This is a genomic window from Mumia sp. ZJ1417, from assembly GCF_014127285.1.
Lineage (GTDB): Bacteria > Actinomycetota > Actinomycetes > Propionibacteriales > Nocardioidaceae > Mumia.
In genome coordinates, this window is sequence record NZ_CP059901.1 from 4,083,791 (window position 1) to 4,100,857 (window position 17,067).

General features: G+C 71.5%; 17 protein-coding genes. 13 read left to right on the forward strand and 4 right to left on the reverse strand.

Annotated features, from left to right (window positions below; genetic code table 11):
• Complete coding sequence (locus tag H4N58_RS19730; protein WP_167000571.1) at window positions 1-717, reverse strand: hypothetical protein; 717 nt, start codon at window positions 715-717, stop codon at window positions 1-3.
• Window positions 718-855: 138 nt separating this feature from the next.
• On the opposite strand from H4N58_RS19730, the gene H4N58_RS19735 reads away from it, so the two are divergent.
• The 6 genes from H4N58_RS19735 to H4N58_RS19760 all read left to right on the forward strand — a co-directional run bounded on the left by H4N58_RS19735 (window position 856) and on the right by H4N58_RS19760 (window position 5,572).
• The gene (locus tag H4N58_RS19735) at window positions 856-1,563 is read left to right on the forward strand and encodes a GAP family protein (protein WP_167000573.1); all 708 of its coding nucleotides are present in this window, start codon (window positions 856-858) and stop codon (window positions 1,561-1,563) included.
• Window positions 1,564-1,626: 63 nt separating this feature from the next.
• Window positions 1,627-2,250 (forward strand): DUF1707 domain-containing protein, encoded by a 624-nt coding sequence (locus tag H4N58_RS19740; protein ID WP_167000574.1) that lies wholly within the window; start codon window positions 1,627-1,629, stop codon window positions 2,248-2,250.
• Between the two features lie 144 nt (window positions 2,251-2,394).
• Window positions 2,395-4,062 carry an ABC-F family ATP-binding cassette domain-containing protein gene (locus H4N58_RS19745; RefSeq protein ID WP_220471279.1) on the forward strand — a complete coding sequence of 556 codons (1,668 nt, stop codon included), beginning with the start codon at window positions 2,395-2,397 and terminating at the stop codon, window positions 4,060-4,062.
• A gap of 39 nt (window positions 4,063-4,101) precedes the next feature.
• Window positions 4,102-4,446: a helix-turn-helix transcriptional regulator gene (locus tag H4N58_RS19750; RefSeq protein WP_167000576.1), complete on the forward strand. Its 345-nt coding sequence runs from the start codon at window positions 4,102-4,104 to the stop codon at window positions 4,444-4,446.
• Window positions 4,446-4,952, forward strand: a complete 507-nt coding sequence (locus tag H4N58_RS19755; protein WP_167249715.1) for an SRPBCC family protein — start codon at window positions 4,446-4,448, stop codon at window positions 4,950-4,952. The genes H4N58_RS19750 and H4N58_RS19755 overlap by 1 nt, the downstream gene beginning before the upstream one ends.
• The gene (locus H4N58_RS19760; RefSeq protein ID WP_167249713.1) at window positions 4,952-5,572 is read left to right on the forward strand and encodes a dihydrofolate reductase family protein; all 621 of its coding nucleotides are present in this window, start codon (window positions 4,952-4,954) and stop codon (window positions 5,570-5,572) included. Before H4N58_RS19755 ends, H4N58_RS19760 begins: the two co-directional genes overlap by 1 nt.
• 12 nt (window positions 5,573-5,584) lie before the next feature.
• Here the strand turns inward: H4N58_RS19760 and H4N58_RS19765 are convergent, their stop codons facing one another.
• Window positions 5,585-6,010, reverse strand: a complete 426-nt coding sequence (locus tag H4N58_RS19765) for a hypothetical protein (protein ID WP_167249711.1) — start codon at window positions 6,008-6,010, stop codon at window positions 5,585-5,587.
• A 269-nt stretch (window positions 6,011-6,279) separates the two neighbouring features.
• On the opposite strand from H4N58_RS19765, the gene H4N58_RS19770 reads away from it, so the two are divergent.
• The 6 genes from H4N58_RS19770 (at window position 6,280) to H4N58_RS19795 (ending at window position 14,593) form a co-directional block, all read left to right on the forward strand.
• Window positions 6,280-6,978 (forward strand): ABC transporter ATP-binding protein, encoded by a 699-nt coding sequence (locus H4N58_RS19770; RefSeq protein WP_167000582.1) that lies wholly within the window; start codon window positions 6,280-6,282, stop codon window positions 6,976-6,978.
• Window positions 6,975-8,330 (forward strand): FtsX-like permease family protein, encoded by a 1,356-nt coding sequence (locus tag H4N58_RS19775; protein ID WP_167000583.1) that lies wholly within the window; start codon window positions 6,975-6,977, stop codon window positions 8,328-8,330. Before H4N58_RS19770 ends, H4N58_RS19775 begins: the two co-directional genes overlap by 4 nt.
• Window positions 8,331-8,440: 110 nt before the next feature.
• Window positions 8,441-9,601, forward strand: a complete 1,161-nt coding sequence (locus H4N58_RS19780; RefSeq protein WP_167249709.1) for a hypothetical protein — start codon at window positions 8,441-8,443, stop codon at window positions 9,599-9,601.
• Window positions 9,598-10,746: a sensor histidine kinase gene (locus tag H4N58_RS19785; protein WP_167249707.1), complete on the forward strand. Its 1,149-nt coding sequence runs from the start codon at window positions 9,598-9,600 to the stop codon at window positions 10,744-10,746. The genes H4N58_RS19780 and H4N58_RS19785 overlap by 4 nt, the downstream gene beginning before the upstream one ends.
• Window positions 10,743-11,393 (forward strand): response regulator transcription factor, encoded by a 651-nt coding sequence (locus H4N58_RS19790; RefSeq protein ID WP_167000588.1) that lies wholly within the window; start codon window positions 10,743-10,745, stop codon window positions 11,391-11,393. The genes H4N58_RS19785 and H4N58_RS19790 overlap by 4 nt, the downstream gene beginning before the upstream one ends.
• A 101-nt stretch (window positions 11,394-11,494) precedes the next feature.
• On the forward strand, window positions 11,495-14,593 hold the full coding sequence (locus tag H4N58_RS19795; RefSeq protein ID WP_167249705.1) for a M14 family metallopeptidase: 3,099 nt from the start codon (window positions 11,495-11,497) through the stop codon (window positions 14,591-14,593).
• A gap of 111 nt (window positions 14,594-14,704) precedes the next feature.
• Here H4N58_RS19795 and H4N58_RS19800 read toward each other — a convergent pair whose 3' ends face one another.
• A complete protein-coding gene (locus H4N58_RS19800) occupies window positions 14,705-15,535 on the reverse strand; it encodes an NmrA family transcriptional regulator (protein ID WP_182397123.1) in 831 nt (276 codons plus the stop codon).
• Between the two features lie 122 nt (window positions 15,536-15,657).
• On the opposite strand from H4N58_RS19800, the gene H4N58_RS19805 reads away from it, so the two are divergent.
• Entirely contained in the window at window positions 15,658-16,611 is a 954-nt protein-coding gene (locus H4N58_RS19805) for an AraC family transcriptional regulator (protein WP_167249703.1), read from the forward strand.
• Here H4N58_RS19805 and H4N58_RS19810 read toward each other — a convergent pair.
• Window positions 16,559-17,050: a hypothetical protein gene (locus H4N58_RS19810; protein ID WP_167249701.1), complete on the reverse strand. Its 492-nt coding sequence runs from the start codon at window positions 17,048-17,050 to the stop codon at window positions 16,559-16,561. The two genes, H4N58_RS19805 and H4N58_RS19810, sit on opposite strands and share 53 nt — an antisense overlap.
• Window positions 17,051-17,067 lie beyond the last annotated feature (17 nt).

The following is a 17,067-nucleotide window of genomic DNA, read 5'->3' on the forward strand; positions in this document are numbered from 1 at the left end:
TCAGCCGACGCCGATCAGGCTCACGCTCAGCGCGAACCCCAGGACCACCGGGAAGGCGCTGAGCACGCCCAGCCGTATGAACGCGGTCGGGATGAGGTGCGCCACGATGTCGGCGATCACGACGCCCCCTGCCAGCGACAGGACACCGGCGACCACGTTGGGTCCGCCGAGGTCGAGCAGCAGGTCCGCGACCACGGCACTGAGCCCGCCGTACCCGACGAGCGCGATCCACGTCCGCATCACGTGCGCGCCGCTGGCCCCACCGTCGACGAGCAGCGCGGTGCCGACGACGGCCTCGGGGACGCCGCAGAGGAAGACCGCGACGACGACCGCGGCGGTGATGCCGTGCCCGTGCAGCGCCCCGACGATGATCACCGCCTCGGCAGCGACCGCGAGCAGGAGCGTCGCGAAGCGGTGCTCGATCTCGGGCGGTGCCTGCCGGGTGTCGGCGATCGCGGCACCTAGCCCCCGCTGCAGCATCAGGGTCGTGGCCAGCGCGACCCCGGCGAGCATCCCCCCGGCGATGACCAGCTCGCGACCAGCGTGGTCCGCCGCCTCGATGATGAGCTCGAACGACACCGCCCCGAGCAGCGCGCCAGCACCGATCCCGGCACCGACGGCGACCCACGACGGCCTCGGCGGGCGCCACAGTGCGAGCACCCCGCCGAGGACGAACGACGACGCGGCGACAACGCCCCACAGCAGCGCACTCAGCATGAGAGCGACGCTCCCACATCACGCCACCGTGTGGGAATCTCCCGCGCGACCTTTGCCGTACGCCCCCTACCAAAGGTGGGGCCGTCGCTCGACCTCCGGCCGATGCGCCATGAGCCTGGAGGCAGCGAGACTGAGGGAGTGACGCTCTCACTCGCGGGTTTCCTCCTGGTGATGGCGCTGGTCGACGGCACCAGCATCGGGACCCTCGTCATCCCCATCTGGCTCGTGCTGGTGACCCGGCGGGGCGAGCTCGGGCGGGTCCTGGCCTACCTCCTCACCATCGCCGCCTTCTACCTCGTCCTCGGGCTCGCACTCGCCGCGGGCGCGTATGCCGTCGGGCCGGCGATCGTCGACGCGCTCGACTCCGTCGTGGGCGATGTGGTGGTGATCGCGGCGGGTGCTCTGCTGGTCTGGCTCAGCTATCGGGTCGATCCGAAGGCCAAGGCGAAGCGCGGCGAGGATCCAGAGTCGACCGCTCGTCGCTGGCACGAGCGCATCGCCGCGGCTCTGGGCACCCGCCGCGGCATCGTCGTCCTTGCTCTTGCCGCCGGTGCGGTCGAGGCCGCAAGCATGCTCCCCTACCTCGCGGCGATCGGCGCACTCACGGCCGCCGACCTGGGCGCGGCCACGACGATCGCGACGCTCGTCGTGTACTGCCTCGTGATGATCACGCCCGCACTCGTCATCCTCGCGCTCCGGATCGTGGCGGCGCGCTGGGTCGACGCGCCGCTGCGTCGCTTCGGCACGTGGGCCGAGCGTGGTGCGGGCTCGGCGACGGCGTGGCTCCTCGGCATCATCGGCGTGCTCCTGATCCTGAACGGGGTCGGTGCGCTCGTCTCGCGCTGACCTGGCCGGCGCGACGCTGGTCCCCCGTGGCTCTCGCACCCACGTGTCCGTAGCCTTTTGCGCATGGAGCCCACCGAGGACCCGGCACGGCGGATGCGCGTGTCCGACGCCGAACGCGAGCACGTCGCCGAGATCCTGCGCGCGGCCGCCGGCGACGGGCGCATCGACGCCGACGAGCTCGACGAGCGGCTCGGCGCCGCCTACACGGCCCGCACGGTCGCCGACCTCGTCCCGCTGACCGCCGACCTGCCGGATGCGCCGCCCTTCGCGCAGGCCCTCCCGGTCCGCCCCGCGCAGCCGGCGCAGCACGTGAATGCGGTCGTGCCGGCCGGCCCCGCACGCGAACGTGGGGTGGCGATCATGAGCGGCTTCGAGCGGCGCGGGGACTGGCTGGTCCCGCAGCACCTGACCGTCACCGCCGTGATGGGCGGCGCGCTCATCGACACCCGGCGCGCCCGGTTCAGCGCACCCGAGGTCGTCATCACCGTCAACGCGATCATGGGTGGCGCCGAGGTCGTAGTCGCCCCGACGACCCGCGTCGTGATGGACGGCATCGGGATCATGGGCGGCTTCGGTGGTCCGACCGACGACAGCGAGGTCGGGCCGAACTCGCCGACAGTACGGGTCCGCGGGGTCGCGATCTGGGGCGGAGTCTCGGTGCGCCGCGGCACGCTCGACGAGCGTTGAGCAATCGACCGGCGTTCTTCGCTCAGCGTTAATCGGTTGACCCGGCATGGCATCCTGGATGGGCGATGAAGAACTGACACCGACTCCGCTCGCGTCCGAGGCCACGTGCCCGGCGAGCCCCTCCGGACCCCACGAGGTTCCTCGGTGTCTTCTTCTGCTCATCCCCCCGCCGCTTCGCTCGCCGCCGCGACCAGCCGCGCGCTCGTCGCCCGCGGCATCACCGTCGCGTACGGGCTGCGCACCGTCCTCGACCGCGTCGCCCTGACCGCGTCTCCCGGTGAGCGCCTCGGGCTCGTCGGCGAGAACGGCGCCGGCAAGTCGACGCTGCTGCGTGTGCTCGCCGGGATCCAGGCGCCCGACGACGGCACGGTCACGCGTCCCGCGCATGTGACATACCTCGGCCAGGTCCCCGACCTCCCCGACGACGGCACGATCCGCGATGCGGCCGACGCCGCGCTCGCCGACTTCCGCACTCTCGAGACGCGGATGCGCGCGCTCGAGCACGCGATGACCGACGGTGACGAGGCGGTGCTCGAGGAGTACGGCGACGTCCTCGACGAGTACGAGCGGCGCGACGGCTGGTCGGCGGACGCGCGGGCAGCACGCGCCCTCGCCGGACTCGGGCTCGGCGACGTCCCTTCGGACCGACGACTCTCGACCCTCTCGGGCGGGCAACGCTCGCGGCTCGCGCTCGCGCTGGCGCTGGTCGTGTCGGCGGACCTGATGCTTCTCGACGAGCCGACGAACCACCTCGACGACGCGGCGGTGGACTACCTGGAGCGCGCGCTCGCCGAGCAGCACGGCGCGGTCGTCGTGGTCTCGCACGACCGTGCCCTCCTCGACGCGACCTGCACCGGCATCCTCGACCTCGACCCGACCCTCCACGTCGCGCCGGACGGCACCACGTCGACGGGATCGGCCCGCTACACCGGCGACTACACGGCGTACCTCGACGCGAAGGCGTCCGCCCGCCTGCGTTGGGCGCAGGCGCGCGACGCGTGGGAGACCGCGTACGCGGAGGCGAAGGCGGTCGTGACCAACGGCAGCCGGCAGGTCGGGCACCAGGGCTACCGTGCGCCGCGCGACAACGACAAGTTCATCGGCCACTTCCTCGGCGAGCGCAAGGACGCCGCGGTGTCGAGGCGGGTCCGCGATGCCGAGAACCGGCTCGCGCGGCTCGCGGACCACCCGGTTCAACCGCCGCCGGAGAAGCGGGCGTTCACCGGACTCGTCGACGCCGCACCCGCCGACGGCGTGCTCGTCTCCGTCCGCGACGTCGTGGTGGCCGGACGCCTGCGTCTCGACGCGCTCGACGTCACCGCGGACAGCCGGCTGCTGGTCGTCGGTCCCAACGGCGCAGGAAAGTCCACGCTGCTCGGTGTCCTCGCCGGCGTCCTCGAGCCCGACTCCGGGACCGTACGACGGCAGCGTCGGCTGCGGGTCGGCTACCTCCCGCAGGAGGACGCGTATGCGGATCCGGGCGCGAGCGCGCTCGCTGCCTTCGCCGCCGGCCGCGACGCGCCGGCCGAGCAGTGGCGCGACGCGCTGCGCGAGACCGGCCTGCTGCACCCCCGCGACCTCGACAAGCCGGTGGCGGACCTGTCGATCGGACAGCAACGACGGCTGTCCCTCGCGCGGGTCGTCAGCGAGCACCCGCAGCTCCTGCTCCTCGACGAGCCGACCAACCACCTGTCGGTCGCGCTCGTCGAGGAGCTCCAGGAGGCGCTCGCCGCGTCGCGCGTCCCGGTCGTGCTGGTCACCCACGACCGCTGGTGGCGTCGGGAGTGGGACGGCGCGACGCTCGCGCTCTGACTGCTTGACGCATGCCGATATGGGTATATGATTCTTCCCATGGCACGGGCAGCAACGACGTCGGACGTCTTCAACGCGATCGCCGAGCCGCGGCGCCGGGAGATCTTGGTGCTGCTGCGGACAGGCGAGCGGCCGGTGACCGAGCTGGCCGAGGAGCTGGGGATGACGCAGCCAGGGGCGTCCAAGCACCTCCGGGTGCTTCGGGAGGTCGGGCTGGTGCGAGACCGCAAGGCAGGCAAGCAGCGTCTGTACGGCCTTGACGCCCGCGGGCTGCGCCCGGTCCACGAGTGGGCCGGCGGGTTCGAGCAGTTCTGGAACGAGAGCTTCGACCGCCTGGACGCCTACGTGCAGGACCTCACACGACACGACAAGGAGATCGACTGATGAGCACGACAGGACAAGGAACGCCGCCGACGTCGACGGCAGCCGACCGCGAGATCGTCATCTCACGGGTCATCAACGCCCCGCGGGAGCTGGTGTTCGAGGCGTTCACCGAGGTGCGGCACCTGTCGCAGTGGTGGGGACCGGAGGGGTTCACCACCACGACACGGTCGTTCGAGTTCTGCGTCGGCGGAGAGTGGGACTTCGTGATGCACGGACCGGACGGGACGGACTACCAGGAGTGGATCACGTGGACCGGGATCGTCCCGTCGGAGCGGATCGCGATGCTGCACGGTGAGTCCCGCGACGACCCGAACGCCTTCGAGTCGGTCCTGACGTTCGAGCCGGACGGGGCGGCGACCCGCATCGAGATGCGCACGGTGTTCCCCACCGCGGAGCTGCGCGCCGAGGCCGTCGAGAAGTTCCACGCGATCGAGGGCGGCCAGCAGACTCTGGGCAACCTGGCTGCCTACGTCGCCGAGATCGCTCGGTCGGGAGAGGAAGGCTGATGGCCGGGACGGCGTTCTTCAGCGTGTCGATGTCGCTGGACGGCTTCATCGCGCCCGAGTCCTCGGACGAGCTCATGGGGAAGCAGTGGAGGGAGCTGCAGCAGTGGGTGTTCCCGCAGCGGTTCTTCCGGGAGAACCTGTTGCTCGGCGAGGGCGGCGAGGAGGGGCGCGACAACGACATCCTGCGAGAGACGTTCGCTCGCACCGGCGCGAGCGTCATGGGCAAGCGCATGTTCGACGCCGGCGAGGCGATGTGGCCGGAGCAGGCGCCGTTCCACACGTCGGTCTTCGTCGTGACGCACGAGAAGCGTGAGCCCTGGCAGCGGCCGGGCGGGACCACCTTCCACTTCGTCAACGACGGCATCGAGTCCGCGCTCGACCAGGCCCGCGAGGCCGCCGGCGACCGCGACGTCCGCATCGCAGGCGGCGGCGAGACGATCCTCGAGTATGTGAACGCGGGCCTGGTCGACGAGTTCTCGATCGCGCTGTCGCCCGTGCTGTTCGGGTGCGGGGTCCGCCTGTTCGACGGCGTCGACGCCGACCGCGTCGCTCTGGAGCAGGTTCGCGCGGAGTCGTCGCGGAACGTGACCCACCTGACCTACGCCGTCCGGCAGCGTTAGCCTCTCGGCGCGTCAGGGCAGCTCGACGTCGAGGTGCTCGACCACGAGCTGCCCGTCGGGGAGCCGCCGCAGGTCGAGCGAACCGTCCGGGACACACCTGCGCTGGCGACGGTCGAGCAGTCGGAGCGCGTCGTACGTCCCCTCGGGCACCGTCGTGGTGCCGACACGGCGCTCGCCGATCATCACGGCGGCGACGTCAGTTCCCTCGATCACGTCGAGCCAGACGGGCACGTCGTCGATGTCGTCGAGATCGGCGGGGTCGTGCGTGATCGGCCACGCCCATGCCAGCACGGCCTGTGTGCCCGCCTCCGCATGGAAAGGGAGCGCGCTCTCCACGGCGAAGTCTTCGTCGTCTTCGCGCACTTCTCCGACCTTGACCACCCCGCGCGGGAGCGTGAACTCCTTCGGTGTCCGCAGCATCAGGTACAGGAGACGCACCGTGGCCAAGGTGGACGTGACCCCGCTCCACAGCATCGGCCGCCAGAGACGCTCGGGAGGCGTCCCTCGCGTCCATGCCCGCATCAGCAGCGCGAGGCGTCGCCGGTGGTCTCCCGGTGCTGCCAGGCCGCCGAGTAGGCCTGCGCAAGAAGCTCGCCGTCCGCCACGTGTCCTCCTCGCTCGCCGTCCGACCGGAGTATGACGCGCGAGCCGCAGTCCCGTCCCGCAGACCGACGAAACCCACCCCTGCGAATTCCTACCGTGGCGGCATGAACGCACCGCTCGTCGCTCGCGACCTCGTCCAGACCTACGGCGAAGGCCCCACCACCGCCCACGCCCTCGCCGGCGTCGATCTCGCCGTCGCCCCCGGCGAGTCCGTCGCCATCATGGGCCCCAGCGGCTCCGGCAAGACCACTCTGCTGCACTGCCTCGCCGGGGTGATCCGCCCGACCTCAGGATCGGTCACGTGGCAGGGCAGCGACCTCGCGGCACTGTCCGACCGTCGTCGTACGGCGCTGCGGCGTACGGACTTCGGCTTCGTGTTCCAGTCCGGCCAGCTCCTCCCCGAGCTGCCCGCGGTCGAGAACGCCGCGCTCCCGCTGATGCTCGCCGGGACGTCTCGCGTCGAGGCCACCCGGGTCGCCGCAGCATGGCTCGGCCATCTCGGGCTGGGCGGAATGGAGAAGCGCCGACCGGGGGAGCTCTCGGGAGGTCAGGCACAGCGTGTCGCGATCGCACGAGCCCTCGCGGGCGCGCCCGGTGTCGTGTTCGCCGACGAGCCGACCGGGGCGCTCGACCAGGCGACGGGCGCAGAGGTGCTCTCGGTCCTCACGTCGGCGACCCGCAGCACCGGCGCCGCGCTCGTCGTCGTGACCCACGACGCCGGGGTCGCACGCCACTGCGCGCGCACGATCACGATGCGCGACGGACGAGTCACCGGCGAGTACGTCGCGGAGGCGACACGATGACGACGCTGCGCCTGTGGTCGCTGCTTCGTTCCCGGAGTGCAGGCGATGAGGATCCGCGCCGCCTCACCGCGGTGCTGGCCGTCGTCGCCTTCGCCACGTCGACCGCCGTCCTGCTGGTCGTCATCGCGGGGGTCCAAGCGTTCTGGGACCGAGCCGGTGGAGCCGACGGGATCCGGGCCGGGCTCGAGGCCCCCGAGACCCCCTACGCGATCCAGTACCCGCTCCTCGCCGGCATCGCGGCGCTCCTCCTGCTCGTCCCGCTCGCCACCCTCGGCGCGGCAGCCGCCCGGATGGCGGCGGCACGACGCGACGCGCGCCTCGCGACGCTGCGACTGTGCGGCGCGACCCGCAGCCAGGTCACCGGGTTGACCGTCCTCGACGCCGCGGCCCAGGCGGCGGTGGGTGCCCTGATCGGTCTCGTCGGGTACGCGGTGCTGGTGCCGGCGGTCGCACAAGTGCGCTTCCAAGGGCGGAGCTTCGGACTGTCCGAGCTCTGGGTCGGTGTGCCGGTCATGATCGGCGCGGTCGCGGCCGTCCTCGCCGTGGCGGTGCTCTCGGCGATCGCGAGCCTGCGTCGGGTGGCGATCACCCCGCTCGGCGTCGCCCAGCGCGTCACGCCGCCGGGCATGCGAGCGGTGCGGGTCCTCGTGATGCTCGCCGTCGCCGGCGCCCTCATCGTCGCGCCGCAGCTCACCGGCGGCTCGGCCGGAGTCGCGCTCGCGGTGCTCGTGGCGCTGCTGCTCGCGATGTTCGCGACGCTCAACCTCGTCGGCCCCTTCGTCCTCTGGATCGCCGGGCGCATGACGGCGGGCGCGGCGCGCTCCGTACCGACCCTGCTCGCCGGACGGCGGATCGCGGACTCCCCCAAGTCGGCGTGGCGCTCGGTCGGCGGCGTCGCTCTCGCGGCCTTCATCGCCGGCCTGACGAGCACGTTCTCGCTGCTCGACCCGACCGACAGCGGGCGGGTCGACGAGGCGGCATTCATCGCCGACCTCAAGACGGGCGGCCTTCTGACGCTCGCGATCGCGGGTGTCCTCGCCGCAGTGTCGACCGGGGTGATGCAGGCGGGTCGCGTGATCGAGCAGCACGCCGAGTACCGCGCACTGACCCTCGCCGGCACCGACCCTCGCACGCTCGACCGCGCACGGATGCGCGAGACCCTCGTCCCGCTCACGGTCAGTGTCGGGCTGGCGACGGTCTGTGTGCTCCTCGTGATGGTCCCGATCGTCGGGACACAGCCGGTGGCGCAGCCGTCGGTGGTCATCCAGTACCTGCTGTGCGTGGCGGTCGCAACCACCCTCGTCCTCGCCGGCGCGGCCAGCTCCCGCCGAGTTGCCCGCGTGGTGATCTGAACCCGCGAATCTCCCCCGCCGACGCCGCCGGTCTCCCCCGTACGGAGGAGTCCGGCGGTGCGCGTCGTCGCGAGGCTGGACGAGTCCCGATCCCCTCTCAGGAGGTCCTCGTGCTCAACGCCCTCGGCGCCCGCGCCCGCTCACCCCTCGCACTCGCCGTCACGTCGACCCTCGCGGCCGCCCTGGCCCTGTGGTGGCTTGTCGAGCCCGACACCCACCCTTTCGACGCCAGCTCCGGCAGCGTCTCCGTCGTCGCCCTGCTCCCCGGCCCGCTCCCGGCGACCTTCGTCCTGATGGCCGGGATGCTCGGCCTCGCCGTCGCGGCCGCACTCCGAAGCCAGGCCCGTACGCCGGCGCAACGTCAACGGCTCCTCGTCCCCGCCGCGACGGTCACCGTCGTGCTCGCGCTGTCGTGCATGGACACGCAGCTGATCTCCTTCGTCGGCTACGTGTGCGCGATGACGATCCCGTTCGTCGCGATCGCCCTCCTCGTCGCGGCCCTGCGCCGATCGACCGCTGCGCGTACGACGGCCGTCGTCGTAGTCGGCCTGGTCGCGTGGTGGGGAGCCGCCTCGGGATCGCTGGCTCCCGACGCGGTCGGCGAGATGGTGCGTGAGCTCGGCGGCGGCTTCGCCCGGGTCGGGAGTCGGCCGTGGCTCCTGGTGGGCCTCGCCCTCGCGACCGTCCAGTGGATGGCGGCCACGCTCCCCCTCGCGGCACCGCTCACCGCACGGCTGAGACGCCCGTCCGCACGCCTCGACCGGGTCGCCACCGTCGCCACGGTCCTCGCGATCCTCAGCCCTCTGCCGTACGTCGCCATCCGTGCCACCTGGCTCGTCCCCGACAGCCTCTTCACCGGCCCGATCACGCCTGCAGACCTTGATCCGTCGATGCGGCTGTGGGGGCTGATGCTCGGTGCGGCAGCTCTCGGCGGTGCGGTCCTGACGCTGGGACTGCTCCGCCCGTGGGGCCGCGTCTTTCCCGCCTGGATGCCGTCCGTGGGGGGTCGCGCCGTTCCCGTCGCGGCCGCGGCAGTCCCTGGCTATGCGGTCGCGTTCGTCCTGACCGCCTCGGCACCCTCGATCGCGCTGATGTCCGTCGAACAGGCCGCCGACGGAGACCGCGAAGCGCTGTGGATGCTGCTCCTCCTCCCGTTCTGGCTGTGGGGACCAGCCCTGACCGTCGCGGTCTGGGGATACGTCCGCCGACGCCGCCTGGACGACCGGCCCGCTCCGCAGGCGGACCTCTCGCCCGGCAGGATGGCTGCATGAGCGCAGCCGGTGCGATCAGGACGGCGCTGCTCCGTACGGTCTTCCTCCTCATCGGCGCAGCGCTGTTCCTGGCGTTCGGCCTGCTCGGTCTCAGCGTCGCCGCCGTGGGGCGCACCACCGCCCACGTGTTCGTGGGCGTGGTCGGCGTCGTCCTCGTGGTCGCGCTGCTCGTCGCGGTGTCGCTGTTCCCCGGCGTGCGCGACGTCGAGGTCGCGGCGGCCCGCATCCTGCTCGACCCCGACGGCGAGCTGGTCGAGGAGCCGGCCGAGCCGCGGCGCCACCGCTGGCGGACGACCTGGTTCGTGCTCGCCCACGTGCTCCTGGGCGGGCTGACCGGCACGGCACTGGTCGTTGGCATCCCGCTCGCCGCGAGCGAGCTTCCCTGGTACGCGGCGGTGGGTGCGGTGGTCGGGATCCTCGCCGCCGTCGCCGCGCTCGGGATCCTCCTCGCCAGGCTCGCCGTCGTCTGCCTCGGCCCGACCGACACCGATCGGCTTGCCGTCGCCGAGCAGCGCATCCGCCGCGAGCACGGTCAGCGCATGCTGGCGCGCGACCTTCACGACGGCATCGGCCACGCGCTGAGCGTGATCTCGCTGCAGGCCGTCGCGGGACGCCGCGTCGTCGACCGCGATCCCGAGCACGCCGCCGAGTCGTTGGAGATCATCGCGCGGACCGCTCGTGACGCCCTCGACGAGCTCGACCACGCGCTGGGCGTGCTGCGCGACGAACCCACCGCCCGCCTTCCCGAGCAGCGGCTCACCGACGTGCCGGCGCTCGTGGCGTCGTACGTGTCCGCGGGCGCGGACGTCCGTGCCGACCTCGCCGAGCCCGCCGGGATCGCGCCGCTCGTCTCGCGCGAGGCATACCGGATCGTGCAAGAGGCGCTCACGAACGCGCACAAGCACGGCGACGGCACGGCGATCGTGCTCACGACGCACCTCGGACCCGCCCTCGTCGTGGAGGTCCGCAACGGGATCGGGGCCCGCGCCACTTCTCGCGGGCAACGCTCCGGCCACGGGCTCGCCGGGTTGCGCGAGCGCGTGGCGCTGCTCGGAGGCAAGCTCGAGGTCGGTACGGTCGACGCGACGACGTGGGTGCTCCTCGCCCGCGTCCCGCTCGGGATCGACAGGGAGCCACGACCATGAACGGGACGATCCGGGTCCTGCTGGTCGACGACGAGCCCCTCGTACGGCGGGGCCTGCGGGCGATCCTCGAGAGCGATCCAGAGATCGAGGTCGTGGGTGAGGCGGGCGACGGCGCGGCCGCTCTGGCTTCTGCCCGGTCGCTCTCGCCGGACGTGGTGTGCATGGACGTGCGCATGCCTGACGTCGATGGCATCCGTGCGACCGAGCTCGTGCTCACGCTGGACCCGGCGCCTCGCGTGCTGGTGGTGACGACCTTCGAGAGCGACGACCACGTCTTCGACGCGCTGCGAGCCGGCGCCTCGGGGTTCTTGCTCAAGCGCGCCGATGCCGACCAGGTCGTCGCCGCGGTGCGCGCGGTGGCAGCCGGCGAGAGCCTGCTGTTCCCCGAGTCCGTACGCCGGATCGCCCTGCGACACGGCACGGCCCGGATCTCGTACGGTGGGCCCGCGCTGACACCGCGGGAAGCCGAGGTCCTCGCGCTCGTCGCGCGGGGAATGTCCAACCCGGAGATCGCCACGGCGCTCGTCGTGGGGGTCGAGACGGTCCGCACCCATGTGGCCAACGTCCTGGCCAAACTCGGCGCCCGCGACCGCACTCAAGCGGTCGTGATCGCGTACGAGACGGGCCTCGTCGCCGCGGGCCGCTAGGCAGGTTGCTCAGCACAACCGTTGACACGGTGCCTCGACACTGGAACATTTTCGGCAGTACGTGTCGGACAAGACACGACCTGGCCCCGTGGAGGCACAGCATGAGACGTCCTGTAGCGATCGTGTTCACCGCCGCACTCGTCGGAGGGCTCCTGGCAGCCGTTCCGGCCGCCGCGTCTCCACCAGCGTCACCGTCCGCGGACTCCCCGCCAGGTGACCTCGAGATCTATACGGCCACAGTCGATGCGAAGGGACTCGACCTCCTCGGCGAGGCCGGGGTCGACCGCGGACACGATGTGGTTGCACCGACCGGTGACGGCAAGGCGAAGGTCGAGGTCGTCCTCCCGACCGGCGAGGCCGCCAAGCTCGTGGAACAGGGCGTGCCGCTGAAGCTCAAGAAGATCGACGGGGTCAAGGCCACCACCCTCTCCGCACGCCAGTCCGCCGCGGGCTACGAGGTGTTCACCTCCTACAGCGAGGCCGGCGGCATCCGTGACGACATGGTCGCCACCACACGGGCCTACCCGAAGCTGACCAAGCTTGTGAAGGCCGGCAAGTCTGGCACCGGCCAGGACATCCTCGCCGTCAAGGTCGGCAAGAACGCGAGCAAGACCAAGGACGGCAGCAAGCCGGCCGTCCTCTACGGCGCCGCCCAGCACGCGCGCGAGTGGATCACGCCCGAGATGGTCCAGCGCCTCATGCACCACATGCTCGACCAGTACGGCAAGGACCGCCGGATCACCAAGATCCTCGACACCACCGAGCTGTGGTTCCTGCCCGTCCAGAACCCCGACGGCTACGACTTCACCTTCACCGAGGGCAACCGCGAGTGGCGCAAGACGGTGCGGGACAACAACGGCGACGGTCAGGTCACCGTGGGTGACGGCGTCGACATGAACCGCAACTTCCCGTTCAAGTGGGGCTACGACAACGAGGGCAGCTCGCCGCAGCCCTTCAGCGACACCTACCGCGGCCCGGAGCCGGCCTCGGAGCCCGAGACGCAGGCGACCGTCGGCCTTGTCGACAAGGTCGGGTTCGAGTTCTTCGTCAACTACCACTCGGCCGCAGAGCTGCTGCTCTACGGCACCGGGTGGCAGGTCGACACCCCGACGCCGGACGACGAGATCTACACCGCGCTCGCCGGCAACGACGCCAACTCGGCGATCCCCGGATACGACCCGGACATCTCCGCCGAGCTCTACACCACCAACGGCGACACCGACGGCCACACCCACGAGGAGCAGGGCACGCTCGCGTTCACGCCGGAGATGGCGACCTGCGCGACGGCCAGTGCGGTCGATCCTGACGACGAGTGGGAGCCCGAGGCATGTACGAGCGTCTTCGCGTTCCCGGACGACGAGGAGCTCGTCCAGGCGGAGTTCGAGAAGAACATCCCGTTCGCCCTGTCGCTCGCGGAGTCGGCGCACGACCCGGACGACCCGAAGTCTTCGATCGGCCAGCGGGTCAAGGACATTCGGCCCGACGCGTTCACGACCTCGTACGGCACGAAGCAGACCGTCGCGGTCACGGCCAAGCGCAAGCTCAAGGGCCTGCTCATGACGTACAAGATCAACGGGCGCATCCGCGGCATCACTCCGATGAAGGAGTGGAAGGGCGGCGAGAAGTACGGCGGCGAGAACGACAAGCACTACGCCGAGTACCGCGCCGCGGTGAAGGGACAGAAGCCTGGCGACAAGGTCGAGGTGATCTTCACCGGCCTCAACGTGAAGCCGCTGCGCAGCGCGAAGGAGTCCTTCTCCTACACGGTCGCCAGCGACATCGGCGGTGACGTGCTGATCCTCGCCGCCGAGGACTACACCGGCGCATCACCGGCCCAGACCGGCGGACCGAACGCCGTCGCCGCGTACGCAGCGGCGCTGGACGATGCCGGCTTCAGCACCGACGTGTACGACATCGACGCCAACGGCCGGAAGGCACCGCACGACCTCGGCGTCCTGTCGCACTACGACGCGGTCGTCTGGCAGACGGGCAACGACATCATCCCGCGCAACGTCGGCCAGCCCGGCGGTTCCGCGGCGAAGTGGGGCTACGACACCGAGCTCCGGGTCCGCGACTACCTCAACGACGGCGGCAAGGTGCTGATCGCCGGCAAGTACGCGCTCTACGCACAGGCGGCGGACGGCTCGTACTACTACCACCCCGACGAGGAGACGGCCGGCTCGTGCACGACGCCGGGCGCCTACCCGTGCCTGCCGATGGGCAACGACTTCCTCCAGTACTGGCTGGGGTCGTACCAGTACGTCGACAACGGTGGCACGCGCGACGACGGGACGGCGTTCGCGCTGTCGGGCGACGAGGACGGGCCGTTCGCCGGATTCGCCGCCCAGCTCGACGCGACGCAGGACCACACGGGCGCTTTCGTTGCGACGTCGTCCTTCCTGCCGGCCGACGAGTTCCCGCAGTTCGCGTCCAGCGCTCCGCTGTCGTGGCTGCGCGGGTTCGGCGACCCGTACTCGCCGTACACCGGCGAGTGGTTCATGAGCGCAGGCTCGGCCGACCAGTCGTACAAGCGGCTCGCAACGACGGTCGACCTGACCGGGGCGACGTCGGGCTCGGTCGACTTCAAGTTCAGTGCCGACGTCGAGGCCGACTGGGACGCACTGTTCGTCGAGGTGCGCCCGGTCGGGACCGACGACTGGACGACGCTGCCGGACACCGGCGGCACCTCCGACACCACGCAGAGCACCGGTGACAGCTGCACCTCGGGCTGGGTCGCCGAGATCCATCCGCAGCTTGGCCACTACATGAACGCAGCTTGCGAGCCCACCGGCACCACGGGCGAGTGGAACGCGTTCAGCGGCAACTCTGCCGGCTGGCAGGACTGGAAGGCCGACCTGTCGGCCTACGCCGGCCAGGAGGTCGAGGTCGCGATCGTCTACGCCACCGACTGGGGCACCACCAACCTCGGCGTGTGGATCGACGACGCGAGCGTCACCGTGGGCGGCGCGACCGTCAGCGACACGTCGTTCGAGTCCGACCTCGGTGACTGGACGGTGCCAGGCGCACCGGCTGGTTCGCCGGGCAACCCGAACGACTGGGAGCGCGGTCAGCAGTCGGTCGACGAGGGCGCAGCCGTCATGACCGACGACTCGGTGCTGTTCGGCTTCGGGCTCGAGGGCCTCGACGCCGACGCACGGAGCGACCTCCTCGGGAGGTCCCTGGACGCGCTGCTGGAGTAGGCGGCTCCGCAGCGCGAACGGGCGGTGGGTCCGCCGTCATCCGAGGAAGCTCGGTGACGGCAGGCTCACCGCCCGTCTCGTCTGTCGGGCGCACAGACGAACTGCGTCCCGTCAGTGCGCGAGCTGGGCGACGTCTCGCTGTGCAGCAGCGCTCATGGACGTCGAAGGTCGGCCCAGCACGCGCGCGATCGTGTCGGTGGTGGCGACGTTGCGGCCATCCAAGACCTCGGCGAAGAGCTCTGCCAGCCCGTACGCCACCTCGGCAGGCTCGCCCGCCGCGACGACGGACGCCACGAACTCCTCGACGGAGATCGCGCGCAGGCTCACGGGGTGGCCGAGCGCGGCGCCGACGGACGCGCACGCCTCGCCGAACGTCATCGCTTCGGGTCCGGTCAGCTCGAGCACCTCACCCGCATAGGTGTCGTCGCGCAGCGCCGCGACCGCGACGTCGGCGACGTCCTCGAGGTCGACGAACGGCTCGGGGACGTCCGTAGGGACGGGGATCGCGAGTTCGCCCGCCTGTACGTCGTACGCGAAGACGCCCTCGGTGAAGTTCTGCACGAAGAACGAGCAGCTGACGACCCGTGCGGTCGGAACGGCGTCGAGCAGCGAGAGCTCCGCCGCTCGGGCACCGGCCTCGCCGCGGCCCGAGAGCAGGACGACGCGCTCGATCCGGTGGTCGGCAAGCCGGCGGGCGAGATCGGCGATCTGGTCGGCGGCGCCGGGAAAGGCGAGGTCGGGCGCGTACGAGAGATAGGCGGCCGTGATGCCGTCGAGGGCGGCGTCCCACGTCGACGGGTCCGACCAGTCGAACGGGATGGCCGTCGTACGGGACACCGCGCGGACGGGGACGCCGAGAGAGTCGAGTCGGGAGGCGACGCGGCGGGCGGACTTGCCGGCTCCGCCGACGACGAGGACGGGAGCGTCGTGAGTGCTGAACATGGGTTCCTCCTGGGTGGGTGTGGCTGATGAGGACTCCATCTCACTGCACTGCGCCGAGACGATCCATGGCTGACAAGGACAGTTCCATACGCGAACGTCTCACGAGCGCCTACGCTGGTCGGGTGGACATCGTCGGAGGGCTCCTCGACGGCCCGCGCGCGGACGGGGCGTTCCTGCTGCGCTCGGTCTTCGCGCCGCCCTGGTCGCTGCGGATCCGCGACCGCGCGCCGCTGTCGGCCGTCGTGGTCGCGCAAGGGTCGGCGTGGGTCGTCACCGCGACCGGCGCGCCGACGCTGCTCGAGCCCGGCGACCTCGCGCTGCTGCGCGGCCCCGACCCGTACACGATCGCCGACGACCCGCAGACACCTCCGCAGGTCTTCGTCGAGCCCGGCCAGCACTGCGTCGACGCCTCCGGTCGGTCGATGTCCGAGGAGATGCTGCTCGGCCTTCGGACGTGGGGCAACGCGGCCGACGGCGCGACGATGCTCGTCACCGGCACGTACGAGCGTGCGTCCGCGGTGAGCGAGCGACTGCTGCGCGCGCTGCCGCCGATCGTCGTGCTGCGACGCGGCGAGTGGAGCTCCGACCTCGTCGCGCTGCTGTGCGCGGAGATGCAGCGCGACGTCCCGGGGCAGGAGGTCTTCCTCGACCGCCTGCTCGACCTCGTCGTCCTCGCCGCCGTACGCACGTGGCTCGCCGACCAGGAGGACGCGGCTCCGGGGTGGTACCGCGCCTCCGCCGACCCCGTCGTCGGTCCGGCCTTGCAAGAGCTGCACCGGCGTGTCGCGGAGCCGTGGACGGTCGCGTCGCTCGCGGCCCACACCCAGGTCTCCCGCGCGGTGCTGGCGCGACGCTTCTCTGCGGTGGTCGGCGAGCCACCGATGGCCTACCTGACGAGCCTGCGACTCGCGCTCGCTGCCGACCTGCTCGAGCGGACGGACCGGACGCTGACCGCGATCGCGCGCGAGGTCGGCTACGCGTCTCCGTTCGCGCTCAGCGCCGCGTTCTCGCGCGAGCGCGGCCTCAGTCCGACGGCGTACCGGTCGCAGGGACAGGTGCGAGCCGCGGCTCGGTGAGCGCGGCCCGACCGCGGGCGAGCGGCCAGACGCGCACGATCCCGACCACCGCGAGCGCCGCCAGAACAGCGTTGACGACAGCGAACGCGGACTCCCAGGGGAGCACAGCGTCGGACGCGAGCCGTCCTGCCGTGAGTCCTCTCGTGATCCCGAACCACAGCATTGCCGCGATCGCGAGCCGCCACGTGCCTGGGACGCGGCGTGCGGCCGGGAGCAGGAAGAGCACCACGAGGGCCCAGAAGTCGAGCACGATCAGGGTCGCCTGCCACGCGACCTCGCTGCCCGACCCGAAGAACATCGATCCACCCACCACGTCGCCTACGGAGGCTTCGTACGCGGCCATCCACGACATCACGAGGTACGTCGCTCCGACGACCACGATCGTGACCCCGGCCGCGACGCTGAGCAGGGCGAGCGTGACGCGGGTCAGAAGATCCATGCCCGGCATGCTCCCAC

Excerpts from the sequence above, each read along its gene's own strand:
- H4N58_RS19730 (WP_167000571.1), bottom strand. The coding sequence starts at position 717 with ATGCTGAGTGCGCTGCTGTGGGGCGTTGTCGCCGCGTCGTCGTTCGTC.
- H4N58_RS19740 (WP_167000574.1), top strand. The coding sequence starts at position 1,627 with ATGGAGCCCACCGAGGACCCGGCACGGCGGATGCGCGTGTCCGACGCC.
- H4N58_RS19750 (WP_167000576.1), top strand. The coding sequence starts at position 4,102 with ATGGCACGGGCAGCAACGACGTCGGACGTCTTCAACGCGATCGCCGAG.
- H4N58_RS19755 (WP_167249715.1), top strand. The coding sequence starts at position 4,446 with ATGAGCACGACAGGACAAGGAACGCCGCCGACGTCGACGGCAGCCGAC.
- H4N58_RS19760 (WP_167249713.1), top strand. The coding sequence starts at position 4,952 with ATGGCCGGGACGGCGTTCTTCAGCGTGTCGATGTCGCTGGACGGCTTC.
- H4N58_RS19770 (WP_167000582.1), top strand. The coding sequence starts at position 6,280 with ATGAACGCACCGCTCGTCGCTCGCGACCTCGTCCAGACCTACGGCGAA.
- H4N58_RS19775 (WP_167000583.1), top strand. The coding sequence starts at position 6,975 with ATGACGACGCTGCGCCTGTGGTCGCTGCTTCGTTCCCGGAGTGCAGGC.
- H4N58_RS19785 (WP_167249707.1), top strand. The coding sequence starts at position 9,598 with ATGAGCGCAGCCGGTGCGATCAGGACGGCGCTGCTCCGTACGGTCTTC.
- H4N58_RS19790 (WP_167000588.1), top strand. The coding sequence starts at position 10,743 with ATGAACGGGACGATCCGGGTCCTGCTGGTCGACGACGAGCCCCTCGTA.
- H4N58_RS19795 (WP_167249705.1), top strand. The coding sequence starts at position 11,495 with ATGAGACGTCCTGTAGCGATCGTGTTCACCGCCGCACTCGTCGGAGGG.
- H4N58_RS19800 (WP_182397123.1), bottom strand. The coding sequence starts at position 15,535 with ATGTTCAGCACTCACGACGCTCCCGTCCTCGTCGTCGGCGGAGCCGGC.
- H4N58_RS19810 (WP_167249701.1), bottom strand. The coding sequence starts at position 17,050 with ATGGATCTTCTGACCCGCGTCACGCTCGCCCTGCTCAGCGTCGCGGCC.